The 15,792-nt window shown below is 63.3% G+C and carries 21 protein-coding genes; 14 read left to right on the top strand and 7 right to left on the bottom strand.

The window, feature by feature from the left end; all coding sequences use genetic code 11:
* Nucleotides 1–283 precede the first annotated feature (283 nt).
* From LKE06_RS02895 to LKE06_RS02905, 3 genes are read left to right on the top strand one after another with little or no spacing between them, the layout of a single operon-like run.
* Nucleotides 284–1,177: a helix-turn-helix domain-containing protein gene (locus LKE06_RS02895; RefSeq protein ID WP_227996971.1), complete on the top strand. Its 894-nt coding sequence runs from the start codon at nucleotides 284–286 to the stop codon at nucleotides 1,175–1,177.
* Nucleotides 1,174–1,386: a DUF397 domain-containing protein gene (locus tag LKE06_RS02900; RefSeq protein WP_227996972.1), complete on the top strand. Its 213-nt coding sequence runs from the start codon at nucleotides 1,174–1,176 to the stop codon at nucleotides 1,384–1,386. The genes LKE06_RS02895 and LKE06_RS02900 overlap by 4 nt, the downstream gene beginning before the upstream one ends.
* Nucleotides 1,387–1,397: 11 nt before the next feature.
* Nucleotides 1,398–1,616 carry a DUF397 domain-containing protein gene (locus LKE06_RS02905; RefSeq protein ID WP_227996974.1) on the top strand — a complete coding sequence of 73 codons (219 nt, stop codon included), beginning with the start codon at nucleotides 1,398–1,400 and terminating at the stop codon, nucleotides 1,614–1,616.
* A 118-nt stretch (nucleotides 1,617–1,734) separates the two neighbouring features.
* Here the strand turns inward: LKE06_RS02905 and cobF are convergent, their stop codons facing one another.
* Complete coding sequence (gene cobF / locus LKE06_RS02910) at nucleotides 1,735–2,478, bottom strand: precorrin-6A synthase (deacetylating) (protein WP_227996976.1); 744 nt, start codon at nucleotides 2,476–2,478, stop codon at nucleotides 1,735–1,737.
* Between the two features lie 44 nt (nucleotides 2,479–2,522).
* On the opposite strand from cobF, the gene LKE06_RS02915 reads away from it, so the two are divergent.
* From LKE06_RS02915 to LKE06_RS02945, 7 genes are all read left to right on the top strand, one after another.
* Nucleotides 2,523–3,332 (top strand): thymidylate synthase, encoded by an 810-nt coding sequence (locus tag LKE06_RS02915; protein ID WP_227996978.1) that lies wholly within the window; start codon nucleotides 2,523–2,525, stop codon nucleotides 3,330–3,332.
* On the top strand, nucleotides 3,329–3,832 hold the full coding sequence (locus tag LKE06_RS02920; RefSeq protein ID WP_227996979.1) for a dihydrofolate reductase: 504 nt from the start codon (nucleotides 3,329–3,331) through the stop codon (nucleotides 3,830–3,832). Before LKE06_RS02915 ends, LKE06_RS02920 begins: the two co-directional genes overlap by 4 nt.
* Nucleotides 3,833–4,025: 193 nt before the next feature.
* On the top strand, nucleotides 4,026–4,352 hold the full coding sequence (locus tag LKE06_RS02925; protein WP_227996981.1) for a cupin domain-containing protein: 327 nt from the start codon (nucleotides 4,026–4,028) through the stop codon (nucleotides 4,350–4,352).
* 50 nt (nucleotides 4,353–4,402) lie between these two features.
* Nucleotides 4,403–5,464: a Dyp-type peroxidase gene (locus tag LKE06_RS02930; protein ID WP_227996983.1), complete on the top strand. Its 1,062-nt coding sequence runs from the start codon at nucleotides 4,403–4,405 to the stop codon at nucleotides 5,462–5,464.
* Nucleotides 5,461–6,261, top strand: coding sequence for a family 1 encapsulin nanocompartment shell protein (locus LKE06_RS02935; RefSeq protein ID WP_227996985.1), 801 nt, complete (start codon nucleotides 5,461–5,463; stop codon nucleotides 6,259–6,261). Before LKE06_RS02930 ends, LKE06_RS02935 begins: the two co-directional genes overlap by 4 nt.
* Before the next feature lie 77 nt (nucleotides 6,262–6,338).
* The gene (locus LKE06_RS02940; protein ID WP_227996987.1) at nucleotides 6,339–6,869 is read left to right on the top strand and encodes a hypothetical protein; all 531 of its coding nucleotides are present in this window, start codon (nucleotides 6,339–6,341) and stop codon (nucleotides 6,867–6,869) included.
* Nucleotides 6,870–6,955: 86 nt separating this feature from the next.
* Complete coding sequence (locus LKE06_RS02945; protein ID WP_227996989.1) at nucleotides 6,956–8,389, top strand: TerD family protein; 1,434 nt, start codon at nucleotides 6,956–6,958, stop codon at nucleotides 8,387–8,389.
* A gap of 97 nt (nucleotides 8,390–8,486) precedes the next feature.
* Here LKE06_RS02945 and LKE06_RS02950 read toward each other — a convergent pair whose 3' ends face one another.
* Genes LKE06_RS02950 through LKE06_RS02960 form a run of 3 tightly spaced genes read right to left on the bottom strand, consistent with a single transcriptional unit; the run spans nucleotide 8,487 to nucleotide 10,369 of the window.
* Complete coding sequence (locus LKE06_RS02950) at nucleotides 8,487–9,344, bottom strand: hypothetical protein (RefSeq protein WP_227996991.1); 858 nt, start codon at nucleotides 9,342–9,344, stop codon at nucleotides 8,487–8,489.
* On the bottom strand, nucleotides 9,341–10,144 hold the full coding sequence (locus LKE06_RS02955) for a MerR family transcriptional regulator (RefSeq protein ID WP_227996993.1): 804 nt from the start codon (nucleotides 10,142–10,144) through the stop codon (nucleotides 9,341–9,343). Before LKE06_RS02955 ends, LKE06_RS02950 begins: the two co-directional genes overlap by 4 nt.
* A gap of 33 nt (nucleotides 10,145–10,177) precedes the next feature.
* Nucleotides 10,178–10,369, bottom strand: a complete 192-nt coding sequence (locus tag LKE06_RS02960; protein ID WP_227996995.1) for a DUF4158 domain-containing protein — start codon at nucleotides 10,367–10,369, stop codon at nucleotides 10,178–10,180.
* Between the two features lie 260 nt (nucleotides 10,370–10,629).
* Here LKE06_RS02960 and LKE06_RS02965 point away from each other — a divergent pair, with 260 nt between their 5' ends.
* The 3 genes from LKE06_RS02965 to LKE06_RS02975 are packed head-to-tail and all read left to right on the top strand — an operon-like array spanning nucleotide 10,630 to nucleotide 12,996.
* On the top strand, nucleotides 10,630–11,778 hold the full coding sequence (locus LKE06_RS02965) for a hypothetical protein (protein WP_227996996.1): 1,149 nt from the start codon (nucleotides 10,630–10,632) through the stop codon (nucleotides 11,776–11,778).
* On the top strand, nucleotides 11,778–12,491 hold the full coding sequence (locus tag LKE06_RS02970) for a hypothetical protein (RefSeq protein ID WP_227996998.1): 714 nt from the start codon (nucleotides 11,778–11,780) through the stop codon (nucleotides 12,489–12,491). The genes LKE06_RS02965 and LKE06_RS02970 overlap by 1 nt, the downstream gene beginning before the upstream one ends.
* Before the next feature lie 37 nt (nucleotides 12,492–12,528).
* A complete protein-coding gene (locus LKE06_RS02975; RefSeq protein WP_227996999.1) occupies nucleotides 12,529–12,996 on the top strand; it encodes a hypothetical protein in 468 nt (155 codons plus the stop codon).
* Nucleotides 12,997–13,077: 81 nt separating this feature from the next.
* Here the strand turns inward: LKE06_RS02975 and LKE06_RS02980 are convergent, their stop codons facing one another.
* The 3 genes from LKE06_RS02980 to LKE06_RS02990 all read right to left on the bottom strand — a co-directional run bounded on the left by LKE06_RS02980 (nucleotide 13,078) and on the right by LKE06_RS02990 (nucleotide 15,140).
* Entirely contained in the window at nucleotides 13,078–13,281 is a 204-nt protein-coding gene (locus LKE06_RS02980) for a DUF397 domain-containing protein (protein ID WP_227997001.1), read from the bottom strand.
* Nucleotides 13,278–14,153, bottom strand: a complete 876-nt coding sequence (locus LKE06_RS02985; RefSeq protein ID WP_227997002.1) for a helix-turn-helix domain-containing protein — start codon at nucleotides 14,151–14,153, stop codon at nucleotides 13,278–13,280. The genes LKE06_RS02980 and LKE06_RS02985 overlap by 4 nt, the downstream gene beginning before the upstream one ends.
* A gap of 375 nt (nucleotides 14,154–14,528) precedes the next feature.
* Nucleotides 14,529–15,140: a TetR/AcrR family transcriptional regulator gene (locus tag LKE06_RS02990; RefSeq protein ID WP_227997004.1), complete on the bottom strand. Its 612-nt coding sequence runs from the start codon at nucleotides 15,138–15,140 to the stop codon at nucleotides 14,529–14,531.
* Between the two features lie 72 nt (nucleotides 15,141–15,212).
* Between LKE06_RS02990 and LKE06_RS02995 the strand changes: the two genes are divergently transcribed.
* A complete protein-coding gene (locus LKE06_RS02995) occupies nucleotides 15,213–15,764 on the top strand; it encodes a peroxiredoxin-like family protein (RefSeq protein WP_227997006.1) in 552 nt (183 codons plus the stop codon).
* Nucleotides 15,765–15,792 lie beyond the last annotated feature (28 nt).

Raw genomic sequence — 15,792 nt, forward strand, 5'->3', positions numbered from 1 at the left:
CGGCCGAGCAGGTCATGCGATATCTCGATTCATCCGGAGTGAATTCGGTGCGCCCGGCCGAATTCACAGATATGCGGCAATCTGTTGTGATCCAATAGGTTTCTCGGTTCCTACGGCTCTCCGGCCGGGCGCGGCAACAGCACAGCACGCGACAGGCGGAGAAGTCAGCGCCTGCACGGGTTTCCTTCCGATCGCACCGAAGTGCGAGGACGAAATCCGTGCACGCCTATCGGTACGTGCGCGTACGAATCACATTCACATCCGAAAACTCCAGGCAGGGGCCATGTCCGAAACGGGAAGCGATACAGGAAGCACGGTGCCACGGCGGCAGCTGGGACGTCACCTTCGAGATCTGCGGTTGCAGGCGGGAATAACCATGCCGGAGGCCGCGCGGCTGATCGAGCGCGGCACCACGACATTGCAGCGATTGGAGACCGGGCAGACCCACCGCATCCGGCTGCTCGACATTCGCGAACTATGCGGCGTGTACGACGCCGATGAGGTCCTCACCGCCGCGCTATTGGGGCTGGCGCAACAGGCTTCGGGTCAGTGCTGGTGGCACGAGTACGGGAAGTTGATTCCGCAAGATTTCGATGTGTACGTGGGGTTGGAGGCGGCGGCTCGGCGGTTGACTTCTTATGCGCCGGATGTAGTGCTGGGGTTGGTACAGACTCCGGATTACACACGCGCACTTCTACGGCTGGGCTTCCCGGACGCGTCGAGCGCAGAAATCGATCGCCGCGTCGAACTGAAGCAACGACGACGACGGATTCTTACCCGCAAACGCCAGCCGACGCAGCTGAACGTGGTACTTCTCGAATGCGCCTTACGCAGGATGGTTGGCAGCCGGAGGGTGATGGCAGCCCAACTGCGGCATCTTGCGGACATGTCAACTCTGCCGAACATCTCGCTGCTGGTGCTGCCGTTCTCAGCCGGTATCCCTATGGGCGACCCGATCGGATTGTTCACCATCGCTGACTTCGGATCAGGCCAACGAAAGGAGCCCGTCGAGCCATCGGTTGTCTATCTCGAAAACCTCACTGGTGACCTGTATCTGGCGCAGCAGGGGGATGTCGAGCGCTACCATGTGGCTTATCAGGCGATCCAGCGCGCCGCGCTGGATGAGAACGCCAGCAGAAGTCTGCTTCGGCAGCTAGCTAGGGAGTATGCCGCATGAGCGACAATCATGACCTCGACCTCTCCAAGGCTCACTGGTTCAAGAGCGCCCGCAGCTCGGCGGCGAAAGACTGTGTCGAGGTTGCGTTCCTGCCCGGCAGCTTGGTCGGCGTGCGGGACTCGAAGAACTCGAGCGGCCCGGCGCTTGTATTCGGTAACGATGCGTGGACGGCCTTCACGACCACCATCGCCAGCAACTCGATTCGATGAGCGGACTGCGCGTGACTCAAACGCAGTCCGTTGACCTCTCCGAAGCCCGGTGGTTCAAGAGCACCCGCAGTTCGGGCGGTAAAGACTGCGTCGAGGTCGCGTTCCTGCCCGGCAGCTTCGTCGGCGTGCGGGACTCGAAGAACTCGGACGGCCCGGCACTGGTGTTCACCCCCGGCGAATGGGATGCGTTCACCGCAGCTGTTGCCGGTGAGAAGTTCAGCTCGCCGTAATCCATCGGTTCGGCCCTCCCGCACTCGTCCGGTGCGGGAGGTCCTGATCTTGCTATTCGCTTCCAGCTGGACTCGAGCCGACGCAACACGAAGGAGCGTGCCCTCTGACCTGCGGGGACTAGCTGCCCTCGCGAAGGAGGTAGATGTCCATGATCCAACCCTTGGCGGTGCGCAATTCCGTTCGGCGGCGGATGATTTCGTCTGCTACCTCGTGTAGGGGGCCTTCGATGAGGGTTTCGTCGGGCATGCCGAGGTAGGCGCCCCACCATATGTGGACGTCGTCGCCGGGGATTTCGGTGAAGGAACAGTCGGCGTCGAGCATTACGAGGGTGGAGCCTGGGGCCAGGCCCTCGGCGCGCAGGCGCCGTCCGGTGGTGATGTGGACCGGTTCGCCGATGCGGTGCAACACCGTTCGATGCCCGGCTGCCAGGGCTTGAGTGCTGGTGACACCAGGAATCACCTCGTAATCGAAGGTCTGCTCGCCACGCGCGAGCACCCGCTCGACGATCCGGAGGGTGCTGTCGTAGAGCGAGGGGTCACCCCACACCAGGATCGCGCCGACCCCATCGACCCGTGCGAAGGCTTCCTCCAGTAGACCCGAGCGGCGATCGTGCCAATCCTCGACTACGCCCGGATAGTCGGTGGGCGTGCGATCGCGCGGGGGGTCGGCGATTTCCACCACCCGGTAGTCGCCATCGACATGCTCGGCCAGAATGGCGGTCCGCACGTCGACGAGTTCCTGTTTCTCGGCGCCCTTGCCTATGATGAAGAACACCTCGACCTGCCGCATGGCCTTGATGGCCTGCACCGTCACCTGGTCCGGGTCACCCGCACCGATACCGATCACGTAGAGCTTGCGCATAGCCCCGAGCTTGCCAGGCGGGTGGGTCAGTAAGCTTTTCAGGTGTGGCCACCAATGTTCGCGACACCCAGTATGAGGATCTGCTGCGGCTGGTCTTGGCGTCCGGGACGGCGAAAGCCGACCGCACCGGCACCGGTACCCGCAGTATCTTCGGCCATCAGCTGCGTTACGACCTGTCGGCGGGCTTTCCGCTGATCACGACCAAAAAGGTGCATCTGAAGTCGATCGTCTACGAGCTGTTGTGGTTCCTACGCGGCGATTCCAATATCGCTTGGCTGCGTGAGCACGGCGTCTCCATCTGGGACGAGTGGGCCGATGACAACGGCGAACTCGGCCCCGTCTACGGGGTGCAATGGCGGTCGTGGCCCACCCCCGATGGCAGCCATATCGACCAGATCTCGCAGGTGCTGGAGACGCTGCGCGGCAACCCGGATTCGCGTCGCATGATCATCTCGGCCTGGAATGTGGCCGAACTGGACCGGATGGCGCTGGCTCCTTGCCACGCGTTCTTCCAGTTCTATGTTGCCGCCGGCAAACTGTCGTGCCAGCTCTATCAGCGCAGCGCGGACCTGTTCCTCGGCGTGCCGTTCAATATCGCCAGCTACGCGCTGCTCACCCATATGGTGGCGCGCCAGGTCGGGTTCGAGCCCGGTGATTTCATCTGGACCGGCGGCGACTGCCACATCTACGACAACCACATCGAGCAGGTCACCGAGCAATTGACCCGCGACCCGTACCCGTTCCCGACGCTGCGACTACGCCAGGCGCCGACGCTGTTCGACTACACCTACGAGGATGTGGAAGTCCTCGATTACCAGCATCACCCGGCGATCAAGGCGCCGGTGGCGGTGTGAGCGGCCGAACCATCGGGCTCATCTGGGCTCAGACCCCCGACGGCGTGATCGGATTCGAGAACGCCATTCCCTGGCGGGTACCCGAAGACATGGCCAATTTCAAGGCCGTCACCATGGGTCATCCCGTCATCATGGGCAGGCGCACCTGGGATTCGCTACCGCCTCGATTCCGCCCGCTGGTCGGTCGACGCAATATCGTCGTCAGCAGGCAACCCGATTGGGCGGACGCGGGCGCCGAACGCGCCGGATCACTGCCCGAGGCACTCGACATCACCGGGGCGGACGAGGTGTGGATCGCCGGTGGCGGCGAAATATACCGGGCGGCAATGGATTTCGCGACAGACCTGTTGGTTACCGAGGTAGAGAGCAACGTCTTCGGCGACGCGTACGCACCGCAGATCGGTCCCGAATGGCAGACCGATGGCAACACGCCGTGGCACGAATCGACAACCGGCCTGCGCTATCGGATTCGGCGCTACACCCGCACCCCGTCGGAGTAACCGACAAACTCCCCGCACCGGGCAATCCCCGTCGCGCAACACCATTCGAACGCGACTGGTGGCGGTGATACCTCGGATGCGGGACGAGGTGGCCAACTCGGCCCGCGCCGCGCGACGGTCGGGCATACTCCTGGATATCAGCCCGTATCACCAGCCCTGATCCGGGTGATGTGTGATCTGCGAAAGGCGGTCCATGGACAAGAAATCGCTGACAGCGGTCGCTCGCCAACAGCTCAAGTTGGCCGCTACCGCCACGAGTGGGCGCAGTTCGCAAACCATTTACGGCGGGCACGCGAACAGCCTGCGCCAGACCGTCGTCGCGCTGACCGCCGGGCAGAGCCTGGCCGAACACGACAACGCGGGCGACGCGACACTGTTCGTTCTCAGCGGCACCCTGACGTTGATCAGCGGCACCAACGAATGGAAGGGTTCGGCCGGTGACCTACTGGTCGTCCCCAAGGCGAGGCACAGCGTGCAGGCGGTGGACGACGTCGCGTTCCTCCTCACCGTCGCCAAGTAGCCCATTACCGCTGCGCCGGTTCGCCGGTGGCGTCCATTACGCTGTCGATCATGGGTGACCCGCAGCCGATCCTAGAACCACTCACACCGGCCGCGATTTTCCTCGTCGCCACCATCGACGAGGGTGGCGAGCAAACCGTGCGCGATTTCCTCACCGACCTGGGCGGACTACGCCGCTCGGTGGGGTTCCGGCTACCGGGGGCCGGCCTGACCTGCGTGACGTCCATCGGCTCCACCGCATGGGATCGCCTATTCACCGGGCGCAGGCCCGCCGAGCTGCACGAATTTCCCGGATACTCCGGTGCGCGCCACCAGGCGCCCGCTACGCCGGGCGACCTGTTGTTCCATATCAAAGCCGAAGCCCAGGACGCCTGTTTCGAACTGGCGATGCTGATCGGCGACCGGCTCAGCGGCGCAGTCACCATCGTGGACGAGACCGTCGGGTTCCGGTATTTCGAACAGCGCGATCTACTCGGCTTCGTCGACGGCACCGAGAATCCCGAGGGCGCCGCGCCGGCATCCGACGCCGGACGCGCGGCGCTGATCGGCGACGAGGACCCCGAGTTCGCGGGCGGCAGTTATGTGATCGTGCAGAAATACGTGCATCCCATGACGGACTGGCGGCAGCTGCCGGTACCCGAGCAGGAGCGGGTGATCGGGCGAACCAAACTCGACGACATCGAGTTCTCCGACGCGGACAAACCCGCGAATTCGCATGTCGCGGTGAACACGATCATCGATCCCGACGGCACCCAGCGCCAGATCCTGCGCGCCAATATGCCCTTCGGCAGTGTCCGCGACAACGAATTCGGTACCTATTACATCGCCTACGCCGCGACCCCCAGCGTCACCGAGGCCATGTTGGTGCGGATGTTCCTCGGATCCGACGAGGCCGAATACGATCGGATTCTGGACTTCTCCACCGCGGTCACCGGCACCTCGTTCTTCACCCCGCCGCAGCACTTCTTCGACGACCTGCCCGCAGCCCCGGAGCAGAGCGAGGAACTCAGAGAATCATTGGGCGCCAACGACCTCGATGACTCGGGCACCGCCGCACAATCGGGCGACGGATCACTAGCTATCGGCACGATGAAAAGGAGCATGCGGAAATGAACAATCTCCATCGCGAACTCGCGCCGATCACCACCGAGGCATGGGCGGCCATCGAGGAGGAGGCGACGCGAACCTTCAAGCGGCACATCGCCGGACGCCGCGTGGTCGACCTGTCCGGACCGCACGGGGCCGACTACTCCGCGGTCGGGCTCGGCCACACCACGCCGATCAGCGCACCCGATGACGGCGTGCAGGCCAAGCAGCGGGTGGTCGCGCCGTTGGTCGAGCTGCGGGTGCCGTTCACGCTGGCCCGCGAGGAGCTCGACAATGTCGAGCGCGGCGCCAAGGACACCGATCTGGATCCGGTGAAGGATGCCGCGAAGCGGATCGCCTTCGCCGAGGATCGGGCTATCTTCGAGGGCTACCCGGCGGCGAATATCACCGGTATCAGGGCGAGTTCGTCGAATACGCCGATCGCGGTGCCCACCGATCCGCGGCTGGCCCCGGAAGCCATCGCCCAGGGTTTGAGCGCGTTGCGACTGGCGGGTGTGGACGGCCCGTATTCGGTGCTGCTGAGCGCTGAGCTGTACACGGCGGTCAGCGAGACCTCCGACCACGGTCACCCGATCCGCACCCATATCGAACGGCTCATCCCGGAGGGCGAGATCATCTGGGCGCCCGCCATCGACGGCGCGTTCGTGCTGACCACTCGCGGCGGTGACTTCGACCTGAGCCTCGGCCAGGATCTTTCGATCGGCTACCTGTCACACGATGCGGAATCGGTGCGGCTGTACTTCCAGGAGAGCCTGACGTTCCTGGTGTACACGGCCGAAGCCGCGGTACCGCTGAACGCGTGACCCGCCCGCCGATTCAACCCGGTACGGTGGATTAGCGGTAGCCAGGATGCGGTGCCGGGGACTCCGCTGGAGACGTGATGACTATGGTGCGCGCGGGTGTGGTTCCCACTGGGCGAGCGGCGCTCTACGGCGTGCTCGGTATCGCCGTGACGGTGCTCGTCTGCGGGTCGGTCGTCGCGGGCTTCGGTCTCAATCGGATTTTCACCGGGCTGCTCGCCGGTGCCATCGCGGGCATCGCGATCCTGGTCGCCTTGTTCACCAGGGACGCCATCGTGCTGACCGAGGGTGCGATCTACCAGCGCACGCCGTGGCGGGAATCCAGCATCGAGTGGGATCGAGTGCTGGCGGGGCGTTTCGCGCTGGACGAGCGCGAACGCTGGTCGCTGGCGCTGGACCTGACCGGCGGCGGCGAACGGCACGGCGAGCTGGTGCTGCTGTCGATTCCGCCGGTGATCCGACCGGTCTCGGGCGCCTATGATCTACGCAAGCGCGAGCAGGTCACCGAGATCAGGGAAATGTTGCGGCAGAAGCGAATTCCGGTGACCGTGCTTCCGGAGATCGCGGGCGCACTCAACCAGCACTGGCAGCTCGCGCCGCCGACACGATGACCGTCGCGCGGATACGCCTGCCGCACCACGCGGCCAGGGTATGACGCCAACCGCCTGTATCCGATACGTTGGCAAATGTGTCGATGATGAAGGGCTCCAACGTTGCGGTGCCGATGTCCGCGGTCCGTGTCGAACTCGGGTGGCAATCGGGTCCCGGAATTCCCGATGCGGATGCCTCCGCACTGCTGCTCGCCGCCGGGAAGGTGCGGTCCGACAGCGATTTCGTCTTCTATAACCAGCCCGCGCACGCCTCCGGCGCCGTCCGGCACGAGGGCAAACAGCGGGGGCCGACAGTGCTGGACACCTTATCGGTGAACCTGGCCCAGGTCGAACCACAGATCGAGACCATCGTGATCGCCGCATCCAGCGACGGCGGCACCTTCGGCCAGTTCAACGGGCTCTACGTGCGTGTGGTCGACGCGGCGAACGGCGCCGAGGTGGCCCGCTTCGACAGTGCCGGGGCGACCACAGAGACCGCGTTCGTGCTCGGCGAGTTGTATCGACGCCAGGGCGCGTGGAAGTTCCGCGCCGTCGGGCAGGGATACGCCTCCGGACTGGCCGGTTTGGCGACCGATTTCGGTATCTCGGTCGATGACGAACCCGCGCCGCCCGCAGCGCCGCCACTCCCCGCGCCGCCGCAGTACGCCCCGCCGCAGCCTGCCCCGCCGCAGCAGCAGTTCGCACCGCCGCCACCACCGCAATTCGCGCCGCCGCAACAGCCCTACGGTGCGCCGACACCGCCGCCCCCGTACCCGCCCCAGCCGTATCCGTCGCAGCAGCAGCCGTATGGCGCGCCCACGCCACCGCCGCCCTATCCGCCGCAGCAGCCCTATCAGCCGCAGCAACCTGCGGCCCCGCAGCCGACGGGTGCGCCGGTCAATCTGAACAAGATCTCGCTCACCAAGGAAGCGCCCTCGATCTCGCTGACCAAGCAGGGCGCGACTTCGGGAACCATGCGGGTGAACCTGAACTGGACGAGCACGAACGCGCCGACCGGCGGCGGACTGTTCGGGCGCAAGCGCGGCGGTCGAACGCTCGATCTGGACCTCGGCTGCTTCTGGGAGCTGTCCAACGGAGATTTCGGGTCGGTGCGCGCACTGGATCGCAGCTTCGGCGCGCTGGACCGCCCGCCGTTCATCCGGCTCGATCAGGACGACCGGACCGGAAGCAGCGCCACCGGCGAGAACCTCGACATCAATCTCGATTTCACCGCCCAATTCCGCCGAATCCTGGTGTTCGCCTCCGTCTATGAGGGCGCCGCCGACTTCCGCGGGGTGCAGGCGACGGCCACGTTGTACCCGATCAACTCGCTGCCGATCGAAATGATCATCTCGGGTTGTATGGATAATTCGCGGGAAGTAATTCTCGCCCAAATCGAGAACGTCAACGGCGAATTGGTCGTGCACCGCGACGGCACCTTCATTCGTCCACCCGCGGGCAGGCCCGGTGGCGGCATTCGCGAGATTTCGCGAATCTATGGCTGGAACTTCAAGTTCCAGGCGTCCAGCGGCAAGGGCTGAGCGGCCTGAGCGCATATTGATCACGGTCTCGACGAGCCGGAACGGCATGGTCTCGGCGTCGGCGATGCCGCGAGTGCCTAGGTCATGGCACTCGGTCTCATGTCTTGTCGAGGGTCGCACGGGCGCGCAGCGTCGCGACAGTGGACTCCGGATCCTCGGCGTAGTAGCGGAAGGTGCGGGCCTCCACGAGCTTGCCCAATGGTCGGGCAAATGCGATCGGTTCGGTCAATTCGACGGTGACCGTCGTCTGGCTGGCCACGGCGAGGTCCGCTCCGCCGTCGCGGTCCACGGCTGCCGGTCCGCTGTCGGGATAACGGCGTTCCACGCGGGCCGAGGCTATGCGGTGGGCGGGGATGTGGATGTCGAGCAGCGCCCCGTAGCGCAGCCGCAGCGAGCCGTCAGCGCCGATGACGTGCGGGCGTACGACGCAGGATGCCTGCAAGGCAACGATGAAGAACACCCCCCAAACATCGAGGACAAGAACGATCGTGTGCACCGGGGGCCAGGGGATGAGGTACGCGAGAGCCACTGTCTCTACGACACAGACGACAAGGAAGCTGTACATAATGGCCGCCTGCCCGGAGGCGTACGGCACCGCCACGTCGTCCTTACCCACCCCATGAGGCCCGCGACGAGTGCCCCAGCGTAGAAAGCTGGTGAAGAGTTTCAACTCGTGCACGATGAGCTTGCCTACGACCATGGGAACCAGATCCGAGACAGCGGCGTCGATGACCTGGCGCCAGGTCAGGCCGCCGCGTCGCTGTCGGTGGTAGTCCAGAGCCAGTAGCGTAGCCGCGGCAATCATCACGGCGAACATCGCCAGTTCCACAGCCATGCGCGCCTGCGGTGGGATGCGGGTCCCCGTGGCCAGGCAAACCATCAGCACCAGTTCGCCGGGTATCACTGCCGCGATCGACCACCGCACAGCCCTGCGCAATGCCCGCAGCTCCGTCATCGGGTCGGTTCCTGCAGCAGTTGGATGGCGCGACGTATGGCCGCAGCCTGTGCCGGCGCGAAGTCCGCGAAGAACGCCTCTGCGAAACCACCCTCGCCTGCCGCATTCATCTGCTGCCCGCCGAGGGCTTTCATCGCCTCGCGTATTCCCTCCGGCATGCTGCTGACAATGGCACAGGCAGCGGTCTCCACCCGAGGATCGCCATCGTGTGCCCCCAGCAGCTCATCGAGCTGGGCATACACCTCGTACGACCGCGCGATGACCTCCGGATCCGCCCTCAGCGCGTGAATCATGCCGTCGAGCCAGCCCCGGCCACCGTCCGGGACGCTGGTCTCCAGCAGCGCCAATAGTTCCCGTTCCTTGACCACCATTGCAGGCTCCGGCCCGGGATGGCGGGCACAAGCACGGGACATGTCGTGAAACAGCGCAGCGAGCGCGGGAGAGACCGGCGCTTCGTCGGACAGCCTGCCGTCTGCCTCCGCCTGCCGCAGCAGTTGCGCCAAGCGGGCGCGTCGCTGTCGGATTGACTCCTCTTGGCGTGCCAGATCCGCGTCGAGCTCGCCGAGGATGTCGGCCAAGTCCTTTCCGACATCCTCTGCCAGCACGTCGCGGACCTCGTCCAGGCTCAATCCCAGCTCCGTGAGGCGGCGGATGCGGGCAAGCTCGACAGCGTCGCGCAGCGAGTACTGGCGGTAGCCGTTCGGCTGACGTGGGGGTTCGGGCAGCAGCCCGATGCGATGGTAATGCCGCACGGCGCGTGTGGTGATACCGACCGCATCGGCGAGTTCTTTGATTCGCATGGCACCAGTAAAAACGTTGTCGCAACGACAATGTCAAGCGAAGTTCTGCGGCCACCATGACACATCAGCGGGAAGCAGCTCGAGTGTGTCAGGTCGCCGACGAAGGGCGATCAGCCTGCGGTCCTCGTCGTCCAGGTAGCAGTAGCCGAACAACTCCTCGCGGCTGATATCCGGAAACTCCCGCAGACGCGCCAACTCCTCGTCCGCGAACACACTCGTCGCCACGAAACCAGACCTCCAGCACACCGACCAGCCTCATCGGCAGCCCGAACCGACAACCCAACATCACTGCTGGTCAAGCCATTGTCGTTGTTTTTCGCGCGATTACTACCGGGACCCCTTGCGGCCGAATGCAATTCACGAAAGCTGGCCGACGAGATCAGCTACGGGCGCGGATGGGCTGGAACGGGGCATCGAAGCGTCCGAATGCTCGTTCCGCACTGAGTATTCGAGTACGCTGCGGATTGAGATCACAAGGGGGGCCTATGGATAACTTTACTGTTGACGTTTCCTGCCTTGCCGGATTCAAGTTGGATCTGCAAGACCTCGAGACAAACTTCATCTCGAATACTTCGCGCTTGCTGCCGGGCGTTTCGCTGCCCGCCGGGTCGACAGGACTCGTAGCTACCCTCGCGCCAGCCTTCGAGAAGTTTCAGAGCGCGACGTCCGCCGCGCATCAAAACGATCTGACTAGTGTTGGCACTCTGGCAGCAGACCTCGATACTGCGGGAAGCAGATACCGAGCAACCGACGAGACCTACGCTGGCGCGATCGGGGCGATCACACCCGGCGACGGGGCGGCCGCCCAGCCACCGAGCGACTCTCGAGATATCAAGCGATTCAGTGGGTTACAGCTGCCCAGCCTGCCGGAGGTACAAGAGAACCAGTACACCGTGCGGCAGGTGGTCACCTCGAGCATCGACCTGATTTCGCCATACGACGAACGGTTGCACTCGACGATCGGCATCAAGCCCGCAGCGGACTATCTGACCCCGCTGCTTGCGGACTGGGAGGTATTTCAGGCTATCGGCAAGCGGATCAGCCTGCTCGGAATCAACGACTACGTCACATCGGAGAATCTCATCAGCGGCACCAGATGGTTGCAAGGTAGCTGGTCCGGGGACGCATCGCAGGCATTCGGAACAAGCGCGAATACTCTCGGGCAACGCACTGCCGGACGAAGCATCGACCTGGATGCGGTATCGAAGATCATCGAGAACGGCGGCGCCTGCCTCGAGCGTTTGGTCTATAACCAGGCGATAGGTCTCAGTGGCGGAATCCTCCAATCGATGAGCTATCTCGATTCCAGGTTCCCGCTCGGCGTGTGGGCGCAATTGATCGAAAGACCGATGCCGGAATCGAAGCGGTCGGAGATTACCTCGGCGGTCGACTTGCTGAAGAAGTCGGCAGAGTCGCGGAAAATTGCGATAACGACAATTATCGAAAGGATTTCCCGCGCGTTGGATTATTCTCCGGGGCGAACGGCGCCAGCATACAATGCGAGTGATTTCGAAATTCCCGACAAGGTCGTAGTCGACATGGGTGTTATGCGATATGGATTCGGTGATAACGTATGGTGGGAGAACAGTATTGCGTCCGCCACTGACCCGAAGACTCCGAGCGGACGGGTCTGATGGCACCGCAAATCCCGGGGATGCCAGAGCCCCCGGAGCCGGATCCGGGGCAGGGCGCGCATGGTTCGCAACCGTGGTATAGCCGCGGTGATGACATAGCATTCGCACATATAGCTCTTGCCGCAGATGCAGGCGGACTGACCCATGCCTCAGTTCATTTGCGTCACTATCTCGATAACTCCGGCACCGACCTGAAGATCGATCCGGATCAGATCATGCATGATGATCCCGGACTGAAGCGGCTGGTCGACCAAATTATGACTGTAACCCTACAGGATATCGCTGGCGATCCAGCCAGCTATAGTAAATCCGTCCCGTTCCAATTACTGCCGTGGCAAGGCTATACATTCGATAAAAATGGTCAGCCAGACTGGTACCTGGCGATAGGCTCGATTCACGTTACCACCAGCGGGATAGTCACGGTTCACCCCCAGGACGCGGCAGGTGCACAACCCCGTGTCACGGTCGATTATCAGATCCACCTATCCGACCGGTACAACTGGGACGGTTTGAAACAGACCAAAATCGCAGGAGTAAAAGTCACCGATGCACGCATGGGCGCCTTGCATACAGCTGGATTGGCACAGGAATTCAATATGCTCGGCTCATCGACAATCAAACACTATGAAGGGGTGGTGCCCACCAATGGCGCAATCGACTTGCCGAACGGGTCCGACAGTCGCGATGGCACCCGCACCGATCCTGGCCGGTAAGGAGCATGTGATGAGAGGGCGGTGGACTCTACGTGCCGTGTTGCTCGGCGTGCTTGCTGTTGTATCGCTTGCCGGGGCCGGATGTGGCAGCATGATCGATCGTGTTACGGCACCGGATGTCGAAACATCGACCAGTCCAGAACTTGTGAAAGAAGCCACCGAATTCGGTGGGTGGACGCTGCCTGCGGACGGAAAGATTCTCCTGGTCGAGAAAGAGGTTATGCGCGATAGCGAGTTCCGGCGAATCGCTGTCGAGATGTCTCCCACAGATGTCGCTTCGATGCTGGAGAAATCCGGATTCACAACCGCTCTCGATAAAGTGCGCGACCCATCCCCTCCATACATCACGACGATTGCCGGGCCTGATCTGGCGACGTCGCCGAATGTTCAAAGGGCCCAAGACACATTCTATTCGCAGGCGGAGAAGACGATTTCCCGCACTGTCGTGGTTGATGAGCGCGACGCGGAAACTCGAATAGTCCACATCGAGTTCAGCCACATCTGAAACGTCAGGAACCCACCTGCCTGGGGGCCCGCTAGCGGTGACGACATGAACCTCGATGGCCACCCGGCAGCGGGATGAATCTCAGCGGCCGAACTCACCGTCTCGGGCACCCACCACAAACGCGTCCCAGTCAGCCGGGGCAAAGACGAGAGCAGCACCGGTCGGGTTCTTCGAGTCCCGCACACCAACCATGCCCCGATCGAGGAACGCCACCTCGACGCACTCTTGGCTTCCACCACTCTTGCTGCTCTTGAACCAATCAGCCTTAGACAGATCAACGTTCACGCTGCATACTCCCTTGCTTTCCGACGCAGCAGATCCCTGCTCGCCTGCGCTTCCAACGCTACACGTTCGACTACCGTATGCTCCTCACGATAGCGACCGACAGGATCTTCCTCCTCGAAATACATTGCACCTGTATAGCTTTCTAGATAGACAACCGGAGGCTCCACCGGGATTCCGTCCTTCTCGCCGAAGTCCAAGATGATGAACGGCCCGGTCAAATCCCCCAGCGGCACGCCAGCGGAGAAGGGCAGAACCCGAACCTCGACATTCGGCCTGGTCCCCAGGTCTGCGAGGTGACGCAACTGGGTTGCCATGACCCGGCGACTGCCAACAGCACGATTCAGAACCGACTCGTCCAAGACTACGTCGACCGCTACAGGGCGCGTCTTCCTGGTGATCAGGATTTGCCGATGCATTCGCATGGCTACGCGACGCGCAATTTCATGGTCCGACTCATCTGGATGGACCGCCCGGATCAGCGTTCGTGCGTACTCGGAGGTCTGGAGCAATCCGGGGACCAACTCGACGAACGATGTCAGCCTCACCGCCGCCGACTCCAACCCCATGTACACGTCAAAACTCGCGGGGATAAGGTCGCCGTACTGATGCCACCAGCTCTTGGTATTGCCTTGCTGAGCAAGCCCTTTCAACGCTTCGACGATGGTGTCGTCGGCGTCGACGACGCGGCAGATCGCTTCGATATCGCGTAGGCGGACGCGGTCGGCGGCGCCGGTTTCCAGGCGCTGCACCGTGGTCGCGCCGCGTTCGATCAGTACGGCGACATCGACGATGGTCATGCCTGCCTGCTGGCGCAGATCTCGCAGGTGCCGCCCGAGTTGGCGGCGCGGGATGGTGGAGCCGGTATTCGACATCTGCTTCCTCCCTGAAGTGGATGCGACATCCAGGATTCGTGGATGAGGCCCGGCCGATCCGGCGGATTCGGTACTGGGTGTTCCAGACTGTTCCCGCCGGATCATTCGGTTTCCGTAGTCATTTCGGTGTGGGTGAACTGTGCTCTTGGCGGCGTCCGAGCGACACCGCCGGCGAGTTCCCCTGAATGCGTTCGGCAAGACGATGCCGGTAATTACCCCAGTTGCGGTCCGATGGATTGAGCCCCGAGTGGCCGCGATTTGATCGACGTTACCCCGACCGGCCGCCGCACCACAATTGAACACGACCGAAAGCCATGGGAATCAATGACATACAAGAGTCAGCTGGCGAAAAGGATTGGGTAGCAGGTGATCATTTCACGGCTGTAGACCGCGCAGCACGATTTCGACGCCACCGCGAAACTCGTCGTCGGCCGACATCGTGTGTGCCAGCGCGGCCGTCTGGATGAGGAAGGGATAGTCGGTCGTCGGCAGTTGCGCGATCGCGGCGGTCGCCGCACCGCTGATCGACGCGTAGTGCTCGTTTTCCAGGAAGCCGAGCAGATATGCGACGACGGTGCGTTGGGCGATCACTTGGTCCCGACCGGCGAAGCCAGCGTCGGCGAGCACTGACAGCATGGTGTTCATCCAGCGCAAGGTCGCGGGCGAGGACTTTCGGTGGCGCGGTACGAGCGGCACCACGGCCGAGTGCGCGGAAATGGCGGCCCGCATTCGATCGAGCAGGATCGTGACACGGGTCCGCCAGTCCTTGCTGGGCGGGAGCGATATATCGATGTCGGCCAGCACCAGATCGACGACAAGCAGCTCCAGCTCGTCCCTGGTCGAGACGTAGCGATACAGCGACATGGTGGCCATATGCAGCTCCTTTGCCACCGCGCGCATGGTGAGCGCAGACAGGCCGTCACGATCGATCACCGCGAGCGCGGCGGTCGCGATGGCGGTCGGCGTCAACGAGCGTGGACGAGGCACGACTTGACAGCGTACTTGGTGCGCTCATACTGATCGTAGGAGTACGCAGTACGCCTACGAGAGGAGAACCCGATGCCGCCGACCACCGTGACCACCCGAACCCTGCGTACCATCGCGGGTGCCGATGTCCAGGTCCCCGACCCGGATTGCCTGATACACCTACAATTTCGCCGCTTCGCCGGATGTCCGGTGTGCAATCTGCACCTGCGTTCCTTCGCCACCAGGCACGACGAAATCCTGGCGGCGAATATCCGTGAGGTCGTCGTGTTCCATTCCAGCGCAGCCGAATTGCGCAAATACGAAGGTAATCTCCCGTTCGATTTGATCGCCGACCCCACCCGCGCGCTTTATCGCGAATTCGGCGTGGAGTCCGCCCCGCGCGCGCTGCTCGACCCCCGCGCCTGGCCGACCATTGTTCGCGGTGTCGCCAGCGCGGTATCTGGTGTTCTGCGCAAACAGAAGCCCGCTCCCCCGGCTCGGCCGGACGGCGGCCGCCTCGGGCTACCCGGCGACTTCCTCATCGCACCGGACGGCCGGGTGCCGGCACACAAACTCGGTAGACACGCCGACGACCAATGGTCCGTCGGCGAACTGCTCGCGCTCGCATCCAGCGCAAGCCATTGAGCGTCATCGAACGTCCAAGACTCGCAAG

Origin of the sequence: Nocardia australiensis (genome assembly GCF_020733705.1) — a bacterium.
Lineage (GTDB): Bacteria > Actinomycetota > Actinomycetes > Mycobacteriales > Mycobacteriaceae > Nocardia > Nocardia australiensis.